Genomic DNA, 20,735 nt, shown 5'->3' with positions numbered 1-20,735 from the left:
GAACGTGACCGACGCCTCATATGCCACAACGGAATTTGCCAGCGAAATATAAAACGCGCGCTCCTAACGGTGATTTGACAACGATGTCATTCATGACTTCACGGAAGACTGTCGCGCACGGTCGAGGACGCCGCGCAAGCGCCGCCGCCCGGCGATCCACGGCCCCCTGAGCCGTCGTCGCCGCACCGGCGCGGCTGCGGCGATCCCGGCCGCCACTTCGAAAAACCGGGAGGAAGATCACCGTGAAAACCGTACGATCGACACTTTTGCGCACCACCCTCGGCGTCGCGCTGCTCGCAGGCGCCGCGTCGGCGGGCGCGGCGCAGCTCGCGCCGTATTTCTACACCTGGGGCTACGGCAATACGACCTACGCCGTCACCAGCCTCGTGGACGCGCGCAACAAGATGGGGCTCAACGCCGCCACCCTCGCCTTCGTCGTCAGCGCCGGCGGGTGCACGGTCGACAATTCCGTTTCGAACATGCAGAGCGACATCGTCGCGTTCCAGAACGCCGGCGGCCGCGTGATCATCTCGTTCGGCGGCGCCAACGGCACCTATCTCGAATCGACCTGCAGCGCCACGCAGCTGACCAATCTCATCGACGGCATGCTGCAGACGACCGGCGTGCGCGCGATCGACTTCGACGTCGAAGGCGGCCAGCTCGGCAACCCCGCGCTCAACACCACGCGCAACGCCGCGATCAAGGCGCTGCGGTTGAAATATCCCAATCTGTACGTTTCGCTGACCTTGCCGTCGGTGCCGGTGCATCCGAGCTGGGGCGGCGGCGGTCTCGATCATTTCGGCGTGGCCGCCGTGCAGAGCGCGGCCACGGCCGGCGCGACGCTCGACATCGTCAACCTCATGACGATGGATTTCGGCGGCTCGTACCACAACGGTTCGACGATGGCGCAGCTCACGCAGTCGGCCGCGACGGCGGCCGTCGCGCAGCTCGCGCCGATCTATCCCGGCAAGACCAACGCGCAGTTGTGGGCGATGCTCGGCATCACGCCGATGATCGGCGTGAACGACGTGGCCGGCGAAACGTTCACCACGGCCGACGCGACGACGATCACGCAGTTCGCGCAGGCCAAGGGCGTGGGCCATCTGTCGTACTGGGCGCTGCAGCGCGACCGTCCCGGCAGCGGATCGCTCGGCGAGTATTCGCAGGTGTCGCAGTCGCTGTTCCAGTTCTACAACACGTTCAAGGCGGCCACCGGCCCCGTGACGCCCGGCCCGGCTTCGATCGCGGTCACGGCCGTGTATTCGGGCGACGCGACGAAGATCACGACGCAGCCGAACATCACCGTGCAGGCGGTGTGCGGTACCTCGGGCACGAAGTCGACGACGTTCAAGCCGCCGGCCGGCGGATCGATCGCGGGCCTCGTCGGCGGCGAGTCGTGCACGCTCTCCGAGACGGCGTTGTCCGGCGCGGTGCTCGCCTCGGGCTATTCGCTGTCGGCGCCGAATGCCGCGACGTTCACGCCGGCGAGCCCGGTGTTCCTGTTCAACGGCGCGAACGCCGTGAACGTGCGCAATCAGGTGCTCGGCGGCGGCACCGGCGGCACGTGCCAGCCCGCGTGGAGCGCGACGCAGGTCTATGTGGGCGGCAACAAGGCGAGCCGTAACAACGTCAACTACACCGCGAACTGGTGGACGCAGGGCAACGATCCGGCGACGAACAACGGCGGCCCGGGCACCGGCCAGCCGTGGACGAGCAACGGTCCGTGCCAGTGACCGCGCATCGCGTCTGAACTGCATCGACCGCGGCGCCTTGCGCCGCGGTCGATGCCCGCGTCACGCGTAAGCGATCCAGCCGCGAAACGTGAACGCGGTATAGAAAACTTCCACATCGCTGAAACCGGCGGCGCGCAGCAGCGCTTCGTCGTGCGCAGGCGACAACGTCTGCAGGTGCGCGGTCACCGCGGCATGCGCGTCGCGCACCTGTTCCGGATCGGCGCCGGACGCCAGCGCGTACGCCGCGTAGCGCGACAGCCAGACCGTTCGCGCGTCGGCCTCTTGCGGAAAACTCGCGTGCATCGCGACGAACGGCGCGCCGGGCGCAAGGCGCCGATGCACCTGCGCGAGCGTTCGAAGCCGCTCGTCCGGCGCGAGAAAGTGCAAGGTCAAGAGGCACACGCCCGCGTCGAACGGACCGTCGGGCGCGACGTCGATCAACCCTTCGTGCAGACGCGCGCGCGGCGCGTGCGCGCCGAGCGTGCGGCGGGCCAGCGCGAGCATCTCGCGCGCGGGATCGACGCCGTCGAACGTCCAGCCGGGGTACGCGTCGGCGAACGCCTTGAGCTCGAGACCGCCGCCGGCGCCGAGCACGAGCACCGACGCGTCCGCGCCGACGCGTTCGGCGATCAGGATGCCGGCCATGCGATGCACGGCCTCGACGCCGGGCACGAACCGCCGCGGACCTTCCGCGTAGCGCGCGACGGCGGTCGCGTCGTTGAAATGGGTGAGGAGGTCGTCGCTGTGGGATCGTTGATCGATTTTCATGCAACTAATAATGTTGCATGTGTTTGACCACGTCAACCGCCGCACCATGACGTTCGACCCGTTGCATATCGATTATCGATACGACTAGCATCGATTAACGATACAACCGGAGACAGCGCCATGACCCGCACCAGCGTCCACGCCCTTGCCGTCGCGAGGCCCGTCATCCGCGGCCTGATCGTCCTCAACGTCGTATACGCGCTCGGCCTCGCGGCCTTGCTGATCTGGAGCTTCTTCATCGACCAGTGGCCGCACCGGCCGCTCGGCTTCGACATGGTGAACGCGCATCCGCTGCTGGGAACCGGACTGCGCGCCATCGTCGTCGTTGGCATCGCCGGCGCGGCGATCGTGCACACGATCCTGCGGCGGCTGGGAGCGATCGTCGACACGGTACGCGTCGGCGATCCGTTCATTGACGAAAACGCGCAGCGCCTCGACGCGATCGCGTGGCGCGTCGCGGCGCTCGAAGGCTTGCGACTCGTCGTCGCGGCAATCGCGGCCGTCGTGTGGGAACCCGGCAAGATCGACGCGTTCTCGTTCGCGCCGTGGCTCGCGGTGCTGCTGCTCTTCGTGCTCGCCGGCGTGTTCGCGCGCGGCGCGCAGATGCGCGACGACCTCGAAGGCACGGTGTGACATGGCGATCCTGGTCCGCCTTGACGAAAAACTGTACGAACGCCGCATGACGCTGACCGAGCTTGCGGCGCGCGTCGACATCACCGTCGCCAACCTGTCGATCCTCAAGACCGGCAAGGCCAAGGCGATCCGCTTCTCCACGCTCGAGGCGATCTGCGTCGCGCTCGACTGTCAGCCCGGCGATCTGCTCGAGGTGCGCCGGGACGATCCGGCGGACGGCGCGGTCGCGCACGACGACGACGAATCCGACGCCTGACTTCACAGGCTGCGCACACCGAGGAACGACCATGAACTTCGCCGACGCCTTCCGCTCCGACCCGCAACGCCACGATGGCGTGCGCCCGATCCACATCTGGGGCTTGCGCCTCTTCTATCTCCTGATGCTGGTGTTCGTCGCGCCAACCGCGTGGCGCGTGCTGCTGACGCACGAGGGTCCGTGGGTGCCGCTGGCGGCCGTCGCGTGGGCCGTGTGGGCGACCTATCCGGTCCTCGCGCTGTTCGGCCTGCTGCAGCCGCTGCGCTGGCTGCCGATCCTGTTCTTCGCGATCGGCTACAAGACGGTCTGGCTGGCCTTCGTCGCCGTGCCGCTGTGGCGCGCCGGGACGATGGAAGGCTCGTCCGCGCAGCCGGTCGCCGAATCGTTTCTCGCGCTGCCGCTGCTGGCGCTCGTGATTCCGTGGGGCTATGCGTGGCGCACGTACGTCGTCGGCGCAAAAAGCGCCGCGATCGATCGCGCGCCCGCGGCGTCGACGGCCGCAGGCACCTGACCGCGCCTCGACCGACCTTCGCGGATAGTGCCGAAACGACGGAACTCGGCTACCCTCGACCGATCGCTGTCTTCCCGATCGGTGCTGCGGCCCGTCCATGCACGGCCTGGATACTCATCGTCTGCGTCAGATCTACGAGCCGAAGCTGCTGACGGTGCTGCGCGGCGGCTATCGCGCGCACGACCTGCGCCGCGACCTCGTCGCGGGCCTCACCGTCGCGATCGTCGCGCTGCCGCTCGCGGTCAGCATCTTCTCCAGCCAGATCAAGGATCTGTTCGGGCTGCACATGGGCGCGGTACCCGCCGAGTTCTTCGACCGCTGGCGCGCCTACGCCGAACACGCCGGCACCTTCACGCCGACGACGGTCCTCTTGGCGGCGGCCTCTCTCGCGCTGAATCTTGCGATCCGCCGCTGGCGTCCCGCATGGCCCGGTTTTCTGATCGCCGTGATCGCCGCCGCCGTCGCCGCTCCGGCGGCCGCACGCCCGTCGCTGGCATCGCGCATGCCGCGTTCCTGCTGATTTTCATGCTCGTGCTGGCGCCGCTGATGGGCTACGTGCCGCTGGCCGTGCTCGCGGCGGTGCTGCTGGTCGTGGCGTGGCAGATGTCCGACCTCGAGAGCTTCCGCCATCTGCTGCACGGCCCGATCGGCGACCGCGCGGTGCTGCTCGTCACGTTCGCGCTGACCGTCATGTTCGACCTCACCGTCGCCATCGAAGTCGGCCTCGTGCTCGCGGCGTTCCTGTTCATGCATCGCATGAGCGAAGTCGTCGAACTGGGGTCGCAGATTTCGTTGATCGAAGACGACGGCGACGGCGACGGCGCCGACGACGGCGACCAGCGCGCGCAGCTGCCGCCGGCGGTCGAAGCGTTCCGGATTTCGGGTCCGCTGTTCTTCGCCGTCGCCAATCGCCTCGACGGCGTGCTCGACCGCCTGCCGCAACCGCCGGCCGTCTTCATTCTGCGCATGCGCCTCGTGCCGCTGATCGACGCCAGCGGCGTCACCGCGCTGCGCCAGTTTCTCGACCGGTGCGAACGTCTCGGCACGCGCGTGATCCTGTCGGGTCTGCGCGAACAGCCTCGCCGCATCCTCGCGCAGATGCGCGTCGTGCCCGACGGGCGCCAGCTGCGCTTCGCCGACCATTTCGCGCAGGCCGTCGAATGGGCGCGCGCCGAGGCGACGCTGCGGGCGTGACGCCGCGCGCTGTCGAATCGCACGATGCCGACGCAACCTCGAACGAGAAATCCGATCCGCGGCGGCGCGCTGCGCCTGATCCGCTACGACGTCGGCGTGCGGTTCCTGCGTTTCCTGCGCCGGCTGCGCGAGCGTCTCTCACGCCGCCGAACCGCCGTCGCGCCCGACGCATCGAGCGAAAACTACGTTCCGTTCGTTCGCGAAACCCTGCGCCACAAGTCGCTGCATTTTTCGTCGAGCGAAACACAGAGCCTCATGCTCAAGGCGTTTCCGTTTTCGCTGGCGGAGGAATACACGCGCGCGATGACGGGATTCCTCGTGTTCCAGCCGCGCCCCCGCCGCATCGCGATGATCGGTCTGGGCGGCGGTTCTCTGGCGAAGTTCTGCTATCGCGAACTGCCGGACGCGCGCATCGACGTCGTCGAAATCAACCCGCACGTCGTCGCGCTGCGCGACGAATTCCACGTGCCGCCGGACGACGCGCGGTTTCGCGTCGTTCCCGGCGACGGCGCCGACTTCGTCAAACGCGCGCGCCGTCGCTACGACGTGCTGCTCGTGGACGCCTATACGCGCGACGGCGTTCCGCCGAATCTCTCGACGCCGGCGTTTCTCGACGACTGCCGGCGCGCGCTGCGCGACGGCGGCGTGCTCGTGATGAACCTCTCCGGCGCCCGCGCGCATCCGATCGCCGATCGCCTCGCCGACGTCTTCGCCGTCACGTTCGCGCTCAGCGAGAATCGCGGCGCCAACCGGATCGTCTACGCGTTCCGGTCGGAGCCCGCGATCGCCGCACCCGAACACGCCAGACCGCCGCACGTGCTGCCGCAACTGCCGGTTTCGCAGATGTACCTGATGCCGGTGATCGTGCGCGTGCACGCGGCGCTGCACCGGCCGCGGGCGTAGCACGCCCGCTACCCGCGCGCGACCTTCGCCGGCACGCGCAGTTCCACGAGCGTCGTGCCGGCGCGGCTGCGGATCGCGAGCGTCGCGCCGATGCGCGCGGCGCGCTCGCGCATGCCGGGCAGGCCCCACTGCCCCGCCTTGGCGCCGGCCGCGAGTATCGCCGGATCGATGCCGCAGCCGTCGTCGCGAACGCGCACGGCGAGGCCGCGGCGGCGGTCGACCTCCACGTCGATGCGCGCCGCGCGCGCATGCTTGAGCGCGTTGATCAGCGCCTCCCGCGCGATGTAGTACGCCTCGTCGGCGACGAGCGGATCGAGCGCGAACGCCTCGCCGATCTCGATCACGCGCACGCGGCAGCCGTCGGGCGCGAGTTCCGCGGCGACTTCGTCGAGCGCTTGCGCGAGATCGCGATCGGCCCCGGACGCGCGCAGCGCCATCACGCGGTCGCGCCCCTCGACGACGACTTCGCGCGCGCGGTCGAGCACCTTGCCGAGCCGCTCCTTCGCGCCGCCGTCCGGCAGCGAATGAACCGCGGCGTCGAATTTCAACAGCAGCCCCTGCACGCCCTGCAGCAGCGTGTCGTGCAGTTCGCGCGCGATGCGTTCGCGTTCGAGATGGCGTTCCTCGGCGCGCGCGCGCACGCGCTCGGCGACGCGGCGCAGACGTGCAAGGTACAGACCGTACAGCACGCCGAGCACGGCCGCGGCGGCGAGCGCGCGAAACCACGCCGTTTCGAAGAACGCCGGCGCGACGACGAAGTCGATCGCCGCGCCCGCCTCGTTCCAGACGCCCGCGTCGTTCGCCGCGATCACCCGGAACCGGTACGCGCCGGGCGCGAGATTCGTGTACGACGCCTCGCGCCGCGTGCCGGCGTTCTGCCAGTCGGCGTCCTGGCCTTCGAGCCGGTAGCGAAAGCGCACGCGCTCGGGAATCGCAAGGCTCGTCGCGGTGTAGCCGATGCGCAGCTGCGACGGACGCGGCGGCAGCCGCGGCACGCCGGCGAGCGGATATTCGACGTCGCCGACGTGCAGCGACCGCACGCTCACCGGCGGCGGCAGCGGATTGCGCACGAGGCGCGCGGGATCGAGCGCGACGACGCCGCCGGTCGTCGCGAACCACAGCCGGCCGTCGCTCGCCTCGACCGCCGACGGCAGCGGCCGGAACTGCGGCGGAATGCCGGGCCGGCCGTCGAGCGTATCGAACACGTCGACCGCGACGCGGCGCGACGCATCGGCGAGAAACGCGGCGGTCGCGACCGCGTCGATGCGCACGACGCCGGCGCCGGCGTTGATCCACAGCTCGCCGTTCGCACGCTCGACGATGCCGGTCGCGCCCTCGAACGGCGCACCCGCTTCGGCGGCGACGCTCGCGAAGCGCGCGCCGTCGAACAGCGCGAGGCCGCGCGCGCCGCCGATCCAGGCGCGGCCGTCGCGACGCTCGTGCAGCGCTGTCACGTTGCCGATGTCGAGCCCGTCCTTGTCGTCGAACAGGCGCGACGTCGCGCCGTCGAACCGCACGATGCGGTTGTGCGAAAACCCGAGCCAGACCGCGCCGCGCGCATCGGCCATCAGCGTCAGCGGCGACGCGCGCGTCAGGAGTTCGGCCTGCTCGCGCCAGTGCACCCAGCGGCCGTCGCGATACAGAAAAACGCCGGGAGCATTCAACGACACCCAGAGCGTGCCCGCCGCGTCGCGCGCGATCGCCTGCACGCTCGACGCCTTGGCCTCGGCCGGCAGTTCGGCGATGCGCTCGATCGATTCGCCGCGGCGGCGCCAGATGCCGCCCGAACCGCCGAACCACAGGCCGCCGTCGCGATCGCGATAGGCGCAGGTGATCGTGCGATCGAGCGCGACGTGCGACGTGCCGTCCGCGGCGAGGCGCAGCAGCGGCCGGTTGCGCGTGCCGACCCAGACCTCGCCGCGCTCGCCGGCCGCGAGCGCGAAATCGTGCGCGCCGTTCGGCAGCGCGGCCGGAACCAGATTCGCGCGGCGCAGGCGGTCCAGGCCGCGGCTCGTGCCGACCCACAAGCTGCCTTCGCGGTCTTCGACGAGCGGACCGGCGAAATCGGCCGACAGGCCGTCGCGTTCCTCGAACGCCTGCACCGCGCCGCTCGCGGGGCGCGGCATTCGCCGCAATCCCTGCCCCGCGCTCGCGATCCACAAGCCGCCGTCGCGATCGAACAGCAGACCGCTCGCGGCGGTCGAGAGCGCGGCCGGCGCGAGCGCGGCGCCGGCCGCGTCGACGCGGCGCACGCCGCCGCCGGTCTCGGCGATCCAGATAGCGCCGTCGGGCCCTTGCGCGAAGCGGCTCGCGAGCGCCGCGCGCCCGGCGACGCGTTCGAAACGTGCCGCGCCGCGCGGCAGCCGGGCGATCGCGTCTTCCGACGCGGCCCAGACCGTGCCGTCGCGATCGACGAACACGGCGCGCGCCTGCGTGCCGGGAAAGTCGCGGTCGCCGCCAGCCCAGCGCCAGCGCGTGCCGTCGAACCGCTGCAGGCCGCGGAACGTCGCGGCCCAGATCGTGCCGTCGCGTTCGGCCGCGAAGCCGAACACCGAGCCGGTCGAAAAGCCGCCGTCGAGCGCGCTGTAGTTCGTCAGCCGGTCGCCGTCGAGCAAGGTTGCGTCACCGTAGCGATAGCCGATCCACAGCCCGCCGCGCGGCGCCGCGTACAGCGCCGACACGCTCTGCGACGGAAACGCCGTGCCGTGCGGCGCGACGACGCGCTCGAAGCGCACGCCGTCGAAGCGATAGAGGCCGGCGTGCGTGCCGATCCACAGCCAGCCGTCGGCGGTCTGCGCGAGCGCGGTGACCTCGCCGGGCGCGCCTTCCTTGACGGTCCAGGCCGTGTGGTAGAACTGCGTAATCGCAAGGTCGGCGTCGAGCGCGCGCGCGTGCGGCGCCGCGAACGCGCCGGCGAGCGCTGCGAGCGTGCGCAGCGCGAGGGTTAGGCGCGAGTCTCGCGCCACGCGAGCGCGGCGACCAGCACGAAGCCGCCGACGAGGCCGATGTGTTCGAGAAAGGCGTTGAGATCGCGGAAGCGGTCGATGCCGGTTTCGCGCCAGAACGCGTGCGCGATCAGCGTGGCCGCGATCGTGAACGCCGCGAGCGCGAGCGCGCCGAGCGCGCGAGCGCGGCCGCGCGCGAACAGCACGAGCGCCGAGCCGCCGAGCTGCACCGCGATCGTCGCGGCGGCGAACAGCGCCGCCGGTTCGAGACCGAAATGCGCCTGCTCGGCGAGCGCGCCGGGCCAGTCGAGGATCTTGGCGACGCCGCTGTAGACGAACGCGAGGCACAGCGCCGCGCGCGCGAACCAGCCGGCCGGGGTGGACAGCGACGACGACATGAGCGCGCGGTTCCGACGGAAGATGCGCGCAGCATCGCGTGCGGCGGCGCGCCGGTCGAACCCGTGTCGGGCAGGTTTTTCTACCCGAACGGGTAGAAGTCAGAGCGCGGCGCGGTGCAACTCGGCGTAAGCCTCGACGAGATCGTCGAGCGTCATGCGGTTCAAACCGCTCGGATTCGGCAGCAGCCAGGCGATCGCGCCGCCGACGCGCTCGCGCTGCTCGCCCCACGCGGCATGGCGCGGCGCGAACGGGCGATACGCGTCGCGGCCGAGGAACGCGACGAAGCGCGGGCAATACTTTTCCAGTTTTTCGATCAGCGCCGGCGCGTCACGACGGAACTCCGCCGCGTCGAGGTCGGCGGCCGACGCGCTCGCGCGCGCGACGGTCGTCGTCAGACCGCAACCGTGGTCGAGGAGGCGCGCGTCGTCTTCCGGCGCGAACACGGTCGGCGTGAAGCCCGCGCGATGCAGCACGGTCCAGAAGCGGTTGTTGCGGCCGGCGAAGTGATGGCCGATTTCGGCCGCGCGCAGGCCCGGGTTGATGCCGCAGAAAACGACGGCGAGGTTCGGGGCGAGGAGGTCGGGCAAAGGATTCATCGTGTTGCTCGCAACTTCAAGAATCCGCATATCGATCCCGATATGTCGCGATAGGCAACGCTTGGCGACAAGACCGAAAAAGACTATATTCAGTCCACCCCTTGCTGCGACAGACACCTATGCGTTACTCCTCGCAGATCAAACCCATCAGTTATCTCAAGGCCAACGCGGCAGACGTGTTGACCGATCTCGCCGACAGCCGTCAGCCGTTGATCATCACGCAGAACGGCGAAGCGAAGGCCGTACTGCAAGACATCGCGTCGTTCGAAGAGACGCAGGAAACGTTAGCACTTTTGAAGATTCTCGCGCTCGGCAGACAGCAGGTTGCGGCCGGAAAAACGACGCCGATCGGTGACGTCATCGCGCAACTGCGCGTGAAGCGCTCGGACAACACATGAGTCGCTTCGCCGTCGTCGTCACAGACGATGCAAAGCAAGACCTCCTCGAGATCTACGACTACATCGAAACATACGACTGCATTGAGCATGCCGATCACGTGGTCGACAGGCTCGTCAAAGTCATCGAGTCGCTATCGCAGACGCCCGAACGCGGCAGTCATCCGCGGGAATTGCTCGCGCTTGGCATCCGTGACTACCGCCAGGCGACTTTCAAACCGTATCGCGCCATCTATGGAATCGACGACCGTCGTGTCGTGGTCTACCTGATCGCCGACGGTCGACGCAATCTTCAAACGCTGTTGGCGCGGCGCCTGCTCGGCGCCTGAATTCGCCCTTGTCGCGCTAGTCCGCAACGTGGGCAGCGCGTCGTGCTGTCGGGGAGAAGGCAACAATCTCGCCGTACGCTTCGGCAACATCCGCGCGCCATGCGACACTACGCCGCGCTTTGCCGCCCTGACGCCGACAACGACGCCGGGAGCCGCCATGATTCGTCGATTCGCCACGGCCGCGTTCGCGCTGGCCGCTTCCGCCGCGCACGCGCAGGTGACCTTCACCGTCGACTTCGACGCGTCGGCGAACGTGCTGACGGCCGACGAGCGCGGCAACGTCGAAACCCATCTGCGCGAAGCCGGCCGGCGCTGGATGCAGGCGCTCGGCATCACGGCCACACGCGCGATCGAGCTGCGCGTCGCCGTGAGCAACGTGCCGACCGCGAACGGCACGAGCAATGCGTCGTCGCCGATCGGCACGATCGCCGGCCGCACGACCTACGAGCAAGGCGTCGCGTACGAGCTGCGCACCGGCACCGACCCGAACGGCGCGGCGCCCGACGGCACCGTGACGTTCGGTCTTGCGTATCTGCGCAACGAGCTGTGGTTCGATCCCGCGCCGGCCGCGCGCACGGCGCCGGTGCCGGCGAACCGCACCGACGCGATGAGCGTGGCGCTGCACGAGATCGGCCACGTGCTCGCGTACAACGGCTGGGCCGATCTGACGACCGGCGTGCCGCCGGCGACGTACTGGTCGACGTTCGACCGCTGGATGCAGCCCGGCGCACCGAGCGTGATCACCGGTCCCTACGCCGTCGCGGCCTGGGGCTACGCACCCGACGTCACGACCGGCAACAACAAGCACTGGGGTAATGCGGCACTGCTCGCGGCGCACCCGGCGCGGCAATCGCTCGCGCCGGTCGAATGGGCGTACGGCGCACCGGTACCGCAGGCGACGTGCGAACTGCCGCCGTCGATCGACGCGCCGCCATCGTTCGCGCGCGAAGCCGCCGCGCCCGACGCGACGCTTATCGATGAGCTGATGAACGGTGTCGTGTTCTACCGCGGCACGCGCTACGACATCGGCGCGCTCGACCGCGCGCTGATGAGCGATGTCGGGCTGATGGTCGATGCGATCTTCGGCAACGGGTTCCAGTGATCGGCAGCGGAGCGGCGTGCTCGCGCGCCGGCATCGTGCCGCGGTTCGGTCAACCTTTCCGCGCCCGCTGAGCAGGCCCTGACCCGGCCTTGGCAGTCCCCCGCGCGATCAGCGTCCGCCGGACAACTGGCAAACCCCCACCAGCGACCTCACGAGCGCCGTCTGCTGCAGCGGCGTCGACGCCTTCTCCTGCGCGTAGGCCATGACTGCCGCGTCGCGGCGTGTTTCGCAGTCGCTGGCGCCGCGCAGGCTGCCGACATTGCGCAAGCCTTCGAGCACGGCGCGCTGCAGCCGGTCGAGCCGCGGTCGGACGGTCGCCGCCAGATCCGGCGGCGCCGTGGCCGGCAGCGTGCCGGTCGCACGCCACTGCGCGATCAGCGCGTACTGCACGAGCTTGTTCGCTTCGATCTGATCGCCGACGACCTGGCGCACGTACGCGTCAGGCAGACCGATCGTCGCGCCCTCCTGCGCCGCCGCGTCGAGCACCTGGCGTTCGCGCGCCGCGTCGAGCACCGGCGCCGCGCGCGCGAACTTGCTCTGCGCGACCGCCTCGGCCAACGCGAGACGCTCGGCGCTCGCTTCGATCAACGGCCGGAACGACGCGGCGTCGTCGGCATGCGACGGCGTCGCCGCAAAGGCGATCGATGCGAAGCACGCGAAGGCCAGCGATTTACCGAACGTCGGCATGACCGTTTCCGCAGACGAAGGACGCCGGATTCTCGCGTACTGCGCGCGTGTTGCCTATGCGTCGCGGGCAACGTCGGGGACGCCCGTGATGGCCGTCTGGAACGGCGCTCATGGCTGTCCGTCCGGAACTCGAGGGGCACCCGCCCCGGGCGGGACGGGTGCCGTGCCGTCGATCAGCGGCGGGTGAGAACGAGGCAGCCGTCGCGGATGCGGACGGTGACTTCGTCGTCCGGCATGAAGCCGGCGTCGGCGAGCCAGTGGCCGAGGAGGCGGATGTGCGGGACGTCGCAGGCGGCGAAGTTCACGCCTTCGGCGTAGCAGATCTTGCCGACGCGGATTTGGCGGGTGGAGGCGTTGCGGGAGGTAGGATTGCGCTTGGCCATGAGTCACTCCAATAAGTGGCTTGTGGAAAGCGAACGGCGCGGCTGTCACCGCGCCGTTCGCGCTTGGCCCTCAAGCGATTGGTCGCTGTGGGCGACCTTTCAGGAGCCCCGCGCGGAGGCCGGTCAAGGATTCGCGCAGCGAACTTGCGCAGTCCTTGACCGGCCGAGCACGGGGCTACACTGCGACGACCGCAGCGAGCAATGTGTATTGCGCTAAATGCGGCGAGATTTGCGGCTGCCGCGACACGTCGTTAGGGACTTCCGGACTTGGAACTCCGGAACTGCGCTCCTATAGCTCTGTCTCGCCATCACCAGACCGACGCGCAAGGCCAGAACGGACAGATCAAGTGAAGTGGTGGACTGCGGTGGCGTGTGCTTGCGACACATCACCGCCGAATTAAGTGCCGCTAGTGTGGGTATCGTCCACGCACAGGAAGATCCCGGGAAGCATCCCGATACCAGCCGACGTGACCAACGCATCGCGGGTCGAGAACCAGTTTTGTACGAGCTGCTTGACCGAGATCGACGTGAAATCCAGAACACGGCTTGCGTCACCGACCGTGCGGGAAAAGTCAGTTCCAAACATGAAGCGCAATCGCTCCCAGTTGCTCCATGATGCAGTCAGATTCACAACGTCCGTGTAGTCGAAAAGGTCGATCTCGGTCATCGCAGATTCGAGCGCTGGCAGCGAAATCATCTTAAGCTTGTCAAGCGCGTCTTCGACCGCATTGCGTGGATTGGTACCGTTCCTAGCGAGCGCATCACGAGCCCCCTTTAGCCGAAACAGCGCCGCGTCCAGTTCCCTCGCGACCGAGAGGGCGTGAGCAATTCTGCGACGCTTTCGCTTGCCTTCCATGTCTGCGGCGACGCGCTCTGAAGTTTGCGCTGCTCGTTCAGCAACGTCCGCCGATCTCCGAGCAACAGCCAGCGTTCGTTGACCGATACGGAACGTGATCCAGGCCGTGATGAGGGCGGCAATCGCCGCGGCGGCACTGGCTACGCTACCGATCGCCGTCCAGTCCCATGGCACAATGAAGGTATACATCGCTACTCCTTAATCACGGAGCGATTCGCTCCGAAACTCTCAGAATCCGATTGTCTTGAAGTCAACTGCGAAATTCGACGGTCCTGATGTGGGTTCGGTCGTGGACGCCGCTGGACACTGTCTCAAAACATCCCTGCAGACGCCCCGCAATTCTTCGAAAACCTCGGATGGGCCAAGTTGCCGCTTCCAGAATAGGACTAGAATTTGCGTTCGGCCCCAACAAGGGACTGGAAATGCCGACCGCATCCGAAAAAGTCCTCGCGAAACTCTGTTCACGTAGTTTCCTGTCGCTATGGTCATATCCCAGCCCGTACCAAGACAAAGGATTCGCGCAGCGTGGCGAAGGCAAGGAACTCTGCGATCTGCTCGTCGTTTTTGGCAACGACGTCATTATCTTCTCGGACAAGTCGTGTGCTTACCCGGACACCGGGAAGGAAGACCTGGATTGGAAGCGATGGTGGAAGCGAGCGGTCGCAGAGTCCGTCAAGCAGATATCCGGCGCAGAGCGTTGGTTGCGACAGCATCCAGGACGCGTATTCGCGGATAGCCGCTGTTCGAAGCGACTGGATGTCGAGATTCCTGACCACGCTTCTATCCGCATACATAGAGTAGTTGTTGCTCTGAACGCACGTAAACGGTGTCAACGCTTCTTCGGTGGTGGATCGGGAAGCCTAATGGTTTGCGGGTCCGCTCACGATGGTGATGCCCCCCACCAGCAGTTTCGAATCGATGGAGCGCCTCTCAATGCGCCATTCGTGCATGTGCTTGATGATGTCGCACTGCATGTGCTCATGTCTGAGCGCGACACGATTGGCGATTTTATTGAGTATCTGGCAAGGAAGGAGGAGGCCATGTCGCTCACACAAGTCTTGGCGACCGGCGAGGAAGACCTTCTAGCCCACTATCTAACGACACTGGATGCGAATGGTAAATACACCTTCATTCCACCAAGTGCGGGCAGACCCGACGGAATCTTGGTCGATGAAAGTAACTACAAGTTTTTCCGAGGCCTGCCGCAATATCGGAGTGCGAAAGCAGCAAACAAGATTAGCTACCTATGGGACGAAACGATCGAGTACTTTACTGAGATTTGGCGCGACGGAAATGTGGTTGGAGGCGCCTCGCGCTTGGATACCGAGCGTGCGCTCCGCAGCATGGCCCTTGCACGACGCGCTGAGCGACGCGCTCTGGGAGAAATGGTTTCACAACTCGTAACTTACCAAGCCGGGGAAGTGATGACAGCATGTCGAACGTTGCTGGACAAAGACGCGCTAGCCTATGCAGGCGTCGCCTTGGCTCAGCCCGCCAGCGCTCCAGACGATGAATACAGGAACGTTCGGGCCGAGGTCATGCTCGCGTATGCGCGCTCACTCAAAATTCGGCTACCAAACATAGAGCAAGCACTTGTCCTCGGCTTTCATGCACCTCACCGGGGGCATGTATCCGAGGCCTTGCTTCTCGTCGACTTCGAAGACTGGAACGAAGAAATCGAACGGCAGACTAGAGGGGATATGGAACGCTTCGGCTGGACGGCTACAGGTGAGAAAAGGACAGCTCATGAGTTTCCACTGCCGGTCACACGCGAGCAAGCAAGACGGCAGAGGCAGATGGCAAGGCAGGCGGAGAAGCGGAAGAAGTCGCCATAGTTTACCGATACATCCAACACTCACTTTGCGGCACTCGTAGTGTTCAAACTATGTCGATGGCAATGGCATTTAATATACATTTTTCCTAAGAGATAAATATGATTGATTTGACCTTCGACTCATTCGCTGCTCGACTGCTCGTTTCAGCAACCGAGCCGGCGTAATCCGGCCTCCGCCGGGACGAAGGTAGAGAGAAGCAAAGTCAGAAGATAGAAGATTCGCCAAATCTGCGGCTACTCTTCGAAGCTATCCCCTACGCGTCCGTGCCCATCTCAAACGCCACCGGCTGCCGCCCATCGACATCGGTAAACCCATACTCGCGCGCCAGCTCCCCCACCGTCACCACCCTCCCCGTCTTCGCGATCACCTCCACATCCCCCGCCAACGCCGCAACCGCCCGCCCGAGATACCGCGGCGACTCGGTCCGCGCCAGCGCCGGCACCTCGTGCCAATGCGCCTCGTCCGTCTTGAAGCCCGCCAGAATGAACTCCGTCCGCATCCACCCCGGCGACACCGCGACCGACGCCACGCCGTGCGGCTTCAGTTCCTGCGCCATCCCGAACGCGAGCCGCGTCATCGCCGCCTTCGCCAGGTCGTACATCAGGTTGCCGTCGAGGTAGCGGTCGCGGTCCCAGAACGTTGTCGTGACGATCAAGCCGCGCTTCGCGGCGACCATCAGCGGCGCCGCATGCCGGCTCGCGAGCCAGTGGTTGCGCACGCCGCGGTCGATCATCGCGTCCCACTGATCGAGCGGTCGCTCCCAGAACGGCGCGACGAACACGCCGTCGAATACCTCGTGCCCGCCCCACGCGTTGTTTACGAGCAGGTCCACGCGGCCGTGGTCGCGGCGCACGCGGTCGAACAGCGCGGCGACGTCGTCGTCGCGCGTGTGGTCGCAGCGCACCGCGATGCCGCGACCGCCGGCGCGCGTCACTTCGTCGGCGGTGTCGTCGATGCTGCCGGGCAGCGTCGTCTCTCCCGACAGCGCGAGGATCCGCGCGTACGTGTCGGCCGGCCGCTCGCGCGTGCTGCGGCCGGTGACGTAGACCGTCGCGCCGGCCGCGCCGAGTTCGTGCGCGATGCCGCGTCCGCCGCCGCGGCTCGCACCGGTGACCACGACCACGCAGTCCTTCAGGGGTTTGTCGTTGCCGTCTTGCATCGTGCGTTCTCCCGTCGAGTCGTGCGACGACGGTAGCGCGGCGGCGGCGCTACGTATTGGAAGAACCCGCAACGCTGCCGAGATATTCGGTCGGCGTCATGCCGCACAGCGCGCGGAATTCGTTGACGAGGTGCGACTGGTCGTAGAAGCCGCCATCGACGGCGACGTCGGCCCAGCGCGGCGCCGGCGACTCGCGCAGCGCACGCAGGCACGCGCGCAGCCGCGCGAGGCGGCTCCACGCGCGCGGCGAAAGGCCGACCTGCGCATGGAACAGCTGCTGCAGGCGACGCTCGCCGACGCCGAGCGTCGCGGCGACCTCGCGCACCGTCATGCGACCCCGCGAGGCGGCGATCAGCCGCGCCGCGTGCGCGGCGACCGGCGGCGCGACGGCGCCGGCATGCGCGAGACGCCGTTCGAGCTCGGCCATGACGAGCGCCGCGCGCGCCGCGTCGTCGCGCGCGGCGGCGAGACGTTCGAGCAGCGCGGAACCGGCACGTCCCCAGACGTCGTCGAGATGCACCGCGCCGCCGGCGATTTCGCCGGCGGGCAGACCGAGCAGCGCCGCGGCGGCGCCGGGTTGCAGTGTTACGGTGAGTCCGTGGATGCGACCGCGCAGCCGCACGAGCGCCGGCGCGGTCGACGCGCCGATCGCTTCGATCGCATGGCCGACGTCGTCGCCGACACCCGGCGCGTCGCCGAGATTGAACGCGAGGCGCACCGCGCCGTCCGGCAGCACGCGTTCGCAGACCTCGTGCCCGGCCGCGAACGCTTCGCGATACGCCATGACGCTCGCGACGTGCCCGCGCAATGCCGGCGCGAAGGCGAACGCGCGGAACGCGCCGCCCGTGCCGGACTGCGGGCCGGCGGTCGGGTCGTCGTCGAGCTGGACGAACAGGCGTTCGGGCATGCGGCGATCATACGACGGCGCCCGCGCGCGTCGTTGCCGAGGTCACTGCGAATGCTGTTGCGACGGCACGTACTCGCGTCGTTCGTACCACCCGTCGCCGATGTCGACGTACTGGTTGAACGCATCGAGCGCCCGCGCGTAGATGTGCAGCGAAATCGTCGCGTTGCGATGCGACGGATTGCGGCACAGATGCAGGCCCTGCTCCGGCGTGAAGCCGAGCGAGCGGCCCGTCGACAGGCGCGAGACGTTGCTCGGTTCGAGCCGCACGAGATCGCCGGCCGATCCTTTCACGGCAAAGTCGACGACGTCGAGTTCGCCCTGCCACACCGATTCGATGCCCCACTGGTCGCGATGGTCGTGCACCGGCGTGCCCTGCCCCGGTCCCCAGACCATCGCGAGAATCTGGAATCCGTGCAGCGGGCAGTGATGCAGTTCGATGCGCCGGTACGACGCGGCGTGCGTGTCGACGCCATTCGCCCAGCCCGGCAGCTGCGGCCGGTAGCGTTCGATCAGCGCCGGCATGCGCGCGTTGAGCGCGCGGACGACTTCGGTCGTCTCGCGCAGTCCCCAGGCCGTTTCGACTTCGCGCACGATCTGGCGCAGACCGGGAAACTCGCGCGGCGCCGAAGCCGATACGGTGCGCGTGGCGTAGACGGAGGAAGGTTCGTGCAGCGTCGAGGTGAGCATCGCGAATCTCCGAACGAAGGATGGCTGTCGGCTTCGATCATTGGCGGCGCGCCGTTAGGCACCGGTTAAGTCCCGCGCGCCTCGAGGGCGGGCCCGGCATGACGCGTCGCGCGTCGTGTCGCGTGACATTCGGCGTGGCGGCGCGGCTTCGGCGCGGATCGGCGAAAGCGCGCGCGAGCGTCGTCGCGCTAAGCACATTCCGTTTCTTCATGAGTGCGCGGCGCGAGCGTCGTCACGTCCGGCTCGCTAGTATCGGGCGATGACCGACGAAAACTATCCGATGACACGCGTCGCGGCGAACGCACTGGTGCTTGCGACGCTCGTGCTCGCGGCACGTCTGTTCGCCTATGCCGTCGCCTTCGTCGCCGGCTGGCGGTTCGACGGCGATCTGATGCTGCTGTTCGTCGTCGCCGCCTTCGCGATCGCCGTCGGTACGCTCGGCACGATCGTGTTCGGGCTGGCGCTCGTCGTACGCACCGTGCAACGCCGCGTGCATCCGCGCTATGTCATCGCGCTCACGGTACTCGTCGCGCTGTGGTTCGTCCCGTTCGCGCTGCCGCCGCCGTATCTGTGGGGCATGACGCAGTCGCTGCGGGCCGCGGACATCGAAGAAGCCGCCCTCGTCGAGTTCGCCTCGGCGGCGCGCGCACAGGTCGCCGCGGCGCCGCCGCGCGTCACGCACGAGTTGCGTCGCGAACTGCGCGCGCTGCGGAATTCGCAGCCGCGCATCGTCGATCGTCTGCCGCCCGACACGCGCGTGGTCGTCGACGAGAACGACGTCTACGTCTGGTGGGGCAATCGCGCGGCCGGCGCCTACGGCATCCGCGTGTTCGATCGCGGCGAACCGCCGGCCGGCGCGCCCGACACGATGTCGACACGCGAGCGCCGCTACACGCCGCGCGTGCTGCTGACGCAGTACTACGACTGACGCGTCACTCGAACCCGTCCGCGAAGATCGCATCGCTGTCGTCGAGACGGAACACCGCGTAGTCGGTGTCTTCGATCCCCGTCGACCGCGCCCAAAGCCGCGAGCCGGCGCCGACGATGCGCTGCTCGGTATCGATCGCGAGCGATGCCGGATACGTCTCCACCGGCTGCGCGGCGTTCTGGCGCGGAAACTCGATGAGCTGGTACGCCGACGGCAGCGGCGGGCCGCCGAGGCTCGACATCGTGAAGCTCGTATCCGCCTCGACGTTCGCGTCGAAGTAGCCGGCGAAGCCGACCATGGCAGGCGACGCGCCGAGGTAGCCCGCGACGATCCAGTGCGCGTCGCCGAACCGGTGCACGACCGACGTCGGCACCGTCGGGTTGCCGAGGTCGATCAGCGCACGGCCGAACCGCGGGTCGCCGGCGCGCGGCAGCAGCAGGCCGCTCTGCGTCATCACGCCGATCGCGCCGCGCACCGCAACCGATCCCGTCGTCGTCGAGGTGCCGACGACCGCGAAGCCGCCGCCCGTACCGGTCTGCAGCGCGCCGCCGGTGACGAAGTCGGTGCTCGCGACCGTCGGGTCGAACTTGAAGGTGCGCTTGCCCGGCCCCGCCACGAGCGATCCCTGTACGCCCTGGCACGACGTGTCGCTGCAGAACGCCGGCGTCAGGATGCCGGTGCTCGTGAGGAACGACGCGACCGCGACGACGCGCGTGCCGTCGGCGCGCAGCGCGGTGCCGGCCACGCGCATGGTGTTGGGGTTCCATTCGCTGAGCGCGAGCGCGTCGTCGGGCGCGGCCGCGCCGTCGAGGTCGAACGCGATCGTGAGCAGTCCGTCGTCGCTGAAGCTCGTGTCGAGCGCACCGTTGACGTCGAAGTTCGCGACGCCGAAGTCGACGTCGGCCGCCGCGCCGATCTTGACGCTGCCGACGGCGAACACCTCGCCGCCGAAGCTCACGCGAATCGCCGACAGCGCGTCGTTGTTGTTGCCGCCGCGTTCGAAGCCGGCAACCGCGAGGCCGAAGAAGCCGTAGCCGAGGTCCGGCTGGCCCGCGGCGGTGTAGCGCATGACGCCGAATTCGAGATCGCCGCCGTTCGGGTCGCGAAACTGCCCGCCGACGAAGATGCGGCCGTCGTTGTCGACGCCCGCGTCGACGATGCGCTCGAACACCGTTTCCTGCACGACCTTGCCGTCGGTGCCGAACGTCGTATCGCGCTGGCCGTTCGGCAACAGGCGCGCGAAGCCGACGATGTCGTGCGCGTTGACGCGCGGCTCGACGCTGCCGACGACGAGCAGCCCGCCGCCGGCCAGCGGAATCGTCGCGATCGCGCGGTCGGCGCGGTTGCCGCCCGGCTGGTCGAACGCGACGGCGGTCTTGCCGTTCGCGCCGAACGCCGGGTCAAAATCGCCGGGACCGGCACGGACCGCGGTCGCGGCGGCCAGCGCGGCGAGCGCCGGCAGGAGGTGGATGCGCATGATGACTCCCTTCGTTTTCCGCCTGTGATGCGACCGGTTACGCAGCATCGCG

General features: G+C 68.1%; 23 protein-coding genes. 12 read left to right on the top strand and 11 right to left on the bottom strand.

Features of this window, described 5'->3' with window-relative positions:
- The first annotated feature begins 242 nt into the window (after positions 1-242).
- The gene (locus OD750_RS25475) at positions 243-1,733 is read left to right on the top strand and encodes a glycosyl hydrolase family 18 protein (protein WP_263543950.1); all 1,491 of its coding nucleotides are present in this window, start codon (positions 243-245) and stop codon (positions 1,731-1,733) included.
- Positions 1,734-1,793: 60 nt separating this feature from the next.
- Here the strand turns inward: OD750_RS25475 and OD750_RS25470 are convergent, their stop codons facing one another.
- Entirely contained in the window at positions 1,794-2,501 is a 708-nt protein-coding gene (locus OD750_RS25470) for a class I SAM-dependent methyltransferase (RefSeq protein ID WP_263543951.1), read from the bottom strand.
- A 120-nt stretch (positions 2,502-2,621) separates the two neighbouring features.
- Between OD750_RS25470 and OD750_RS25465 the strand changes: the two genes are divergently transcribed.
- The 6 genes from OD750_RS25465 (at position 2,622) to OD750_RS25440 (ending at position 5,998) form a co-directional block, all read left to right on the top strand.
- The gene (locus tag OD750_RS25465) at positions 2,622-3,134 is read left to right on the top strand and encodes a DUF2975 domain-containing protein (RefSeq protein ID WP_263543952.1); all 513 of its coding nucleotides are present in this window, start codon (positions 2,622-2,624) and stop codon (positions 3,132-3,134) included.
- Between the two features lies 1 nt (position 3,135).
- On the top strand, positions 3,136-3,390 hold the full coding sequence (locus tag OD750_RS25460; RefSeq protein WP_263543953.1) for a helix-turn-helix domain-containing protein: 255 nt from the start codon (positions 3,136-3,138) through the stop codon (positions 3,388-3,390).
- Between the two features lie 31 nt (positions 3,391-3,421).
- Positions 3,422-3,901, top strand: a complete 480-nt coding sequence (locus OD750_RS25455; RefSeq protein ID WP_263543954.1) for a hypothetical protein — start codon at positions 3,422-3,424, stop codon at positions 3,899-3,901.
- A gap of 97 nt (positions 3,902-3,998) precedes the next feature.
- Complete coding sequence (locus OD750_RS25450; RefSeq protein WP_263543955.1) at positions 3,999-4,421, top strand: hypothetical protein; 423 nt, start codon at positions 3,999-4,001, stop codon at positions 4,419-4,421.
- Between the two features lie 5 nt (positions 4,422-4,426).
- On the top strand, positions 4,427-5,095 hold the full coding sequence (locus OD750_RS25445; RefSeq protein ID WP_272842158.1) for an STAS domain-containing protein: 669 nt from the start codon (positions 4,427-4,429) through the stop codon (positions 5,093-5,095).
- Positions 5,096-5,119: 24 nt separating this feature from the next.
- Positions 5,120-5,998, top strand: a complete 879-nt coding sequence (locus tag OD750_RS25440) for a fused MFS/spermidine synthase (RefSeq protein WP_263543957.1) — start codon at positions 5,120-5,122, stop codon at positions 5,996-5,998.
- An 8-nt stretch (positions 5,999-6,006) separates the two neighbouring features.
- On the opposite strand, the gene OD750_RS25435 is transcribed toward OD750_RS25440, so the two are convergent.
- The 3 genes from OD750_RS25435 to mug form a co-directional block, all read right to left on the bottom strand.
- On the bottom strand, positions 6,007-8,964 hold the full coding sequence (locus OD750_RS25435; RefSeq protein WP_263543958.1) for a sensor histidine kinase: 2,958 nt from the start codon (positions 8,962-8,964) through the stop codon (positions 6,007-6,009).
- A complete protein-coding gene (locus OD750_RS25430) occupies positions 8,943-9,341 on the bottom strand; it encodes a DoxX family protein (RefSeq protein WP_263543959.1) in 399 nt (132 codons plus the stop codon). The genes OD750_RS25435 and OD750_RS25430 overlap by 22 nt, the downstream gene beginning before the upstream one ends.
- Before the next feature lie 99 nt (positions 9,342-9,440).
- Positions 9,441-9,938, bottom strand: coding sequence for a G/U mismatch-specific DNA glycosylase (gene mug / locus OD750_RS25425; RefSeq protein WP_263543960.1), 498 nt, complete (start codon positions 9,936-9,938; stop codon positions 9,441-9,443).
- A gap of 119 nt (positions 9,939-10,057) precedes the next feature.
- Here mug and OD750_RS25420 point away from each other — a divergent pair, with 119 nt between their 5' ends.
- From OD750_RS25420 to OD750_RS25410, 3 genes are all read left to right on the top strand, one after another.
- Positions 10,058-10,336 carry a type II toxin-antitoxin system Phd/YefM family antitoxin gene (locus OD750_RS25420; protein WP_263543961.1) on the top strand — a complete coding sequence of 93 codons (279 nt, stop codon included), beginning with the start codon at positions 10,058-10,060 and terminating at the stop codon, positions 10,334-10,336.
- Positions 10,333-10,662 (top strand): type II toxin-antitoxin system RelE/ParE family toxin, encoded by a 330-nt coding sequence (locus tag OD750_RS25415; RefSeq protein ID WP_263543962.1) that lies wholly within the window; start codon positions 10,333-10,335, stop codon positions 10,660-10,662. The genes OD750_RS25420 and OD750_RS25415 overlap by 4 nt, the downstream gene beginning before the upstream one ends.
- Positions 10,663-10,819: 157 nt before the next feature.
- The gene (locus tag OD750_RS25410; protein ID WP_263543963.1) at positions 10,820-11,764 is read left to right on the top strand and encodes a hypothetical protein; all 945 of its coding nucleotides are present in this window, start codon (positions 10,820-10,822) and stop codon (positions 11,762-11,764) included.
- Between the two features lie 108 nt (positions 11,765-11,872).
- Here the strand turns inward: OD750_RS25410 and OD750_RS25405 are convergent, their stop codons facing one another.
- The 3 genes from OD750_RS25405 to OD750_RS25395 all read right to left on the bottom strand — a co-directional run bounded on the left by OD750_RS25405 (position 11,873) and on the right by OD750_RS25395 (position 13,879).
- Positions 11,873-12,451 (bottom strand): chorismate mutase, encoded by a 579-nt coding sequence (locus OD750_RS25405; RefSeq protein WP_263543964.1) that lies wholly within the window; start codon positions 12,449-12,451, stop codon positions 11,873-11,875.
- Positions 12,452-12,624: 173 nt separating this feature from the next.
- Entirely contained in the window at positions 12,625-12,834 is a 210-nt protein-coding gene (locus tag OD750_RS25400; protein WP_263543965.1) for a SymE family type I addiction module toxin, read from the bottom strand.
- Positions 12,835-13,231: 397 nt separating this feature from the next.
- Positions 13,232-13,879, bottom strand: a complete 648-nt coding sequence (locus OD750_RS25395; RefSeq protein ID WP_263543966.1) for a hypothetical protein — start codon at positions 13,877-13,879, stop codon at positions 13,232-13,234.
- 167 nt (positions 13,880-14,046) lie between these two features.
- On the opposite strand from OD750_RS25395, the gene OD750_RS25390 reads away from it, so the two are divergent.
- Positions 14,047-15,525, top strand: coding sequence for a hypothetical protein (locus tag OD750_RS25390; protein ID WP_263543967.1), 1,479 nt, complete (start codon positions 14,047-14,049; stop codon positions 15,523-15,525).
- 253 nt (positions 15,526-15,778) lie between these two features.
- On the opposite strand, the gene OD750_RS25385 is transcribed toward OD750_RS25390, so the two are convergent.
- Genes OD750_RS25385 through OD750_RS25375 form a run of 3 tightly spaced genes read right to left on the bottom strand, consistent with a single transcriptional unit; the run spans position 15,779 to position 18,278 of the window.
- On the bottom strand, positions 15,779-16,684 hold the full coding sequence (locus OD750_RS25385; protein WP_263543968.1) for an SDR family oxidoreductase: 906 nt from the start codon (positions 16,682-16,684) through the stop codon (positions 15,779-15,781).
- A gap of 49 nt (positions 16,685-16,733) precedes the next feature.
- Positions 16,734-17,591, bottom strand: a complete 858-nt coding sequence (locus OD750_RS25380) for a helix-turn-helix domain-containing protein (protein WP_263543969.1) — start codon at positions 17,589-17,591, stop codon at positions 16,734-16,736.
- Positions 17,592-17,633: 42 nt separating this feature from the next.
- Positions 17,634-18,278: a cysteine dioxygenase family protein gene (locus OD750_RS25375; protein ID WP_263543970.1), complete on the bottom strand. Its 645-nt coding sequence runs from the start codon at positions 18,276-18,278 to the stop codon at positions 17,634-17,636.
- Between the two features lie 259 nt (positions 18,279-18,537).
- On the opposite strand from OD750_RS25375, the gene OD750_RS25370 reads away from it, so the two are divergent.
- Entirely contained in the window at positions 18,538-19,206 is a 669-nt protein-coding gene (locus OD750_RS25370; protein WP_263543971.1) for a hypothetical protein, read from the top strand.
- Between the two features lie 4 nt (positions 19,207-19,210).
- Here OD750_RS25370 and OD750_RS25365 read toward each other — a convergent pair whose 3' ends face one another.
- Entirely contained in the window at positions 19,211-20,683 is a 1,473-nt protein-coding gene (locus tag OD750_RS25365; protein WP_263543972.1) for an NHL repeat-containing protein, read from the bottom strand.
- Positions 20,684-20,735: the final 52 nt, after the last annotated feature.

The organism is Tahibacter soli (assembly GCF_025717065.2).
Taxonomy (GTDB): domain Bacteria; phylum Pseudomonadota; class Gammaproteobacteria; order Xanthomonadales; family Rhodanobacteraceae; genus Tahibacter; species Tahibacter soli.
This window is presented reverse-complemented; position numbering and strand designations above follow the sequence as displayed.

What these genes read in the sequence shown, in the direction of transcription:
- OD750_RS25420 (WP_263543961.1), top strand. Translation starts at nt 10,058, where the DNA reads ATGCGTTACTCCTCGCAGATCAAACCCATCAGTTATCTCAAGGCCAAC.
- OD750_RS25450 (WP_263543955.1), top strand. Translation starts at nt 3,999, where the DNA reads ATGCACGGCCTGGATACTCATCGTCTGCGTCAGATCTACGAGCCGAAG.
- OD750_RS25370 (WP_263543971.1), top strand. Translation starts at nt 18,538, where the DNA reads ATGACCGACGAAAACTATCCGATGACACGCGTCGCGGCGAACGCACTG.
- OD750_RS25410 (WP_263543963.1), top strand. Translation starts at nt 10,820, where the DNA reads ATGATTCGTCGATTCGCCACGGCCGCGTTCGCGCTGGCCGCTTCCGCC.
- OD750_RS25445 (WP_272842158.1), top strand. Translation starts at nt 4,427, where the DNA reads ATGCTCGTGCTGGCGCCGCTGATGGGCTACGTGCCGCTGGCCGTGCTC.
- OD750_RS25365 (WP_263543972.1), bottom strand. Translation starts at nt 20,683, where the DNA reads ATGCGCATCCACCTCCTGCCGGCGCTCGCCGCGCTGGCCGCCGCGACC.
- OD750_RS25470 (WP_263543951.1), bottom strand. Translation starts at nt 2,501, where the DNA reads ATGAAAATCGATCAACGATCCCACAGCGACGACCTCCTCACCCATTTC.
- OD750_RS25460 (WP_263543953.1), top strand. Translation starts at nt 3,136, where the DNA reads ATGGCGATCCTGGTCCGCCTTGACGAAAAACTGTACGAACGCCGCATG.
- OD750_RS25405 (WP_263543964.1), bottom strand. Translation starts at nt 12,451, where the DNA reads ATGCCGACGTTCGGTAAATCGCTGGCCTTCGCGTGCTTCGCATCGATC.
- OD750_RS25440 (WP_263543957.1), top strand. Translation starts at nt 5,120, where the DNA reads ATGCCGACGCAACCTCGAACGAGAAATCCGATCCGCGGCGGCGCGCTG.
- OD750_RS25390 (WP_263543967.1), top strand. Translation starts at nt 14,047, where the DNA reads ATGGGCCAAGTTGCCGCTTCCAGAATAGGACTAGAATTTGCGTTCGGC.
- OD750_RS25430 (WP_263543959.1), bottom strand. Translation starts at nt 9,341, where the DNA reads ATGTCGTCGTCGCTGTCCACCCCGGCCGGCTGGTTCGCGCGCGCGGCG.
- OD750_RS25380 (WP_263543969.1), bottom strand. Translation starts at nt 17,591, where the DNA reads ATGCCCGAACGCCTGTTCGTCCAGCTCGACGACGACCCGACCGCCGGC.
- OD750_RS25400 (WP_263543965.1), bottom strand. Translation starts at nt 12,834, where the DNA reads ATGGCCAAGCGCAATCCTACCTCCCGCAACGCCTCCACCCGCCAAATC.
- OD750_RS25385 (WP_263543968.1), bottom strand. Translation starts at nt 16,684, where the DNA reads ATGCAAGACGGCAACGACAAACCCCTGAAGGACTGCGTGGTCGTGGTC.
- OD750_RS25455 (WP_263543954.1), top strand. Translation starts at nt 3,422, where the DNA reads ATGAACTTCGCCGACGCCTTCCGCTCCGACCCGCAACGCCACGATGGC.
- OD750_RS25465 (WP_263543952.1), top strand. Translation starts at nt 2,622, where the DNA reads ATGACCCGCACCAGCGTCCACGCCCTTGCCGTCGCGAGGCCCGTCATC.
- mug (WP_263543960.1), bottom strand. Translation starts at nt 9,938, where the DNA reads ATGAATCCTTTGCCCGACCTCCTCGCCCCGAACCTCGCCGTCGTTTTC.
- OD750_RS25375 (WP_263543970.1), bottom strand. Translation starts at nt 18,278, where the DNA reads ATGCTCACCTCGACGCTGCACGAACCTTCCTCCGTCTACGCCACGCGC.
- OD750_RS25395 (WP_263543966.1), bottom strand. Translation starts at nt 13,879, where the DNA reads ATGTATACCTTCATTGTGCCATGGGACTGGACGGCGATCGGTAGCGTA.
- OD750_RS25415 (WP_263543962.1), top strand. Translation starts at nt 10,333, where the DNA reads ATGAGTCGCTTCGCCGTCGTCGTCACAGACGATGCAAAGCAAGACCTC.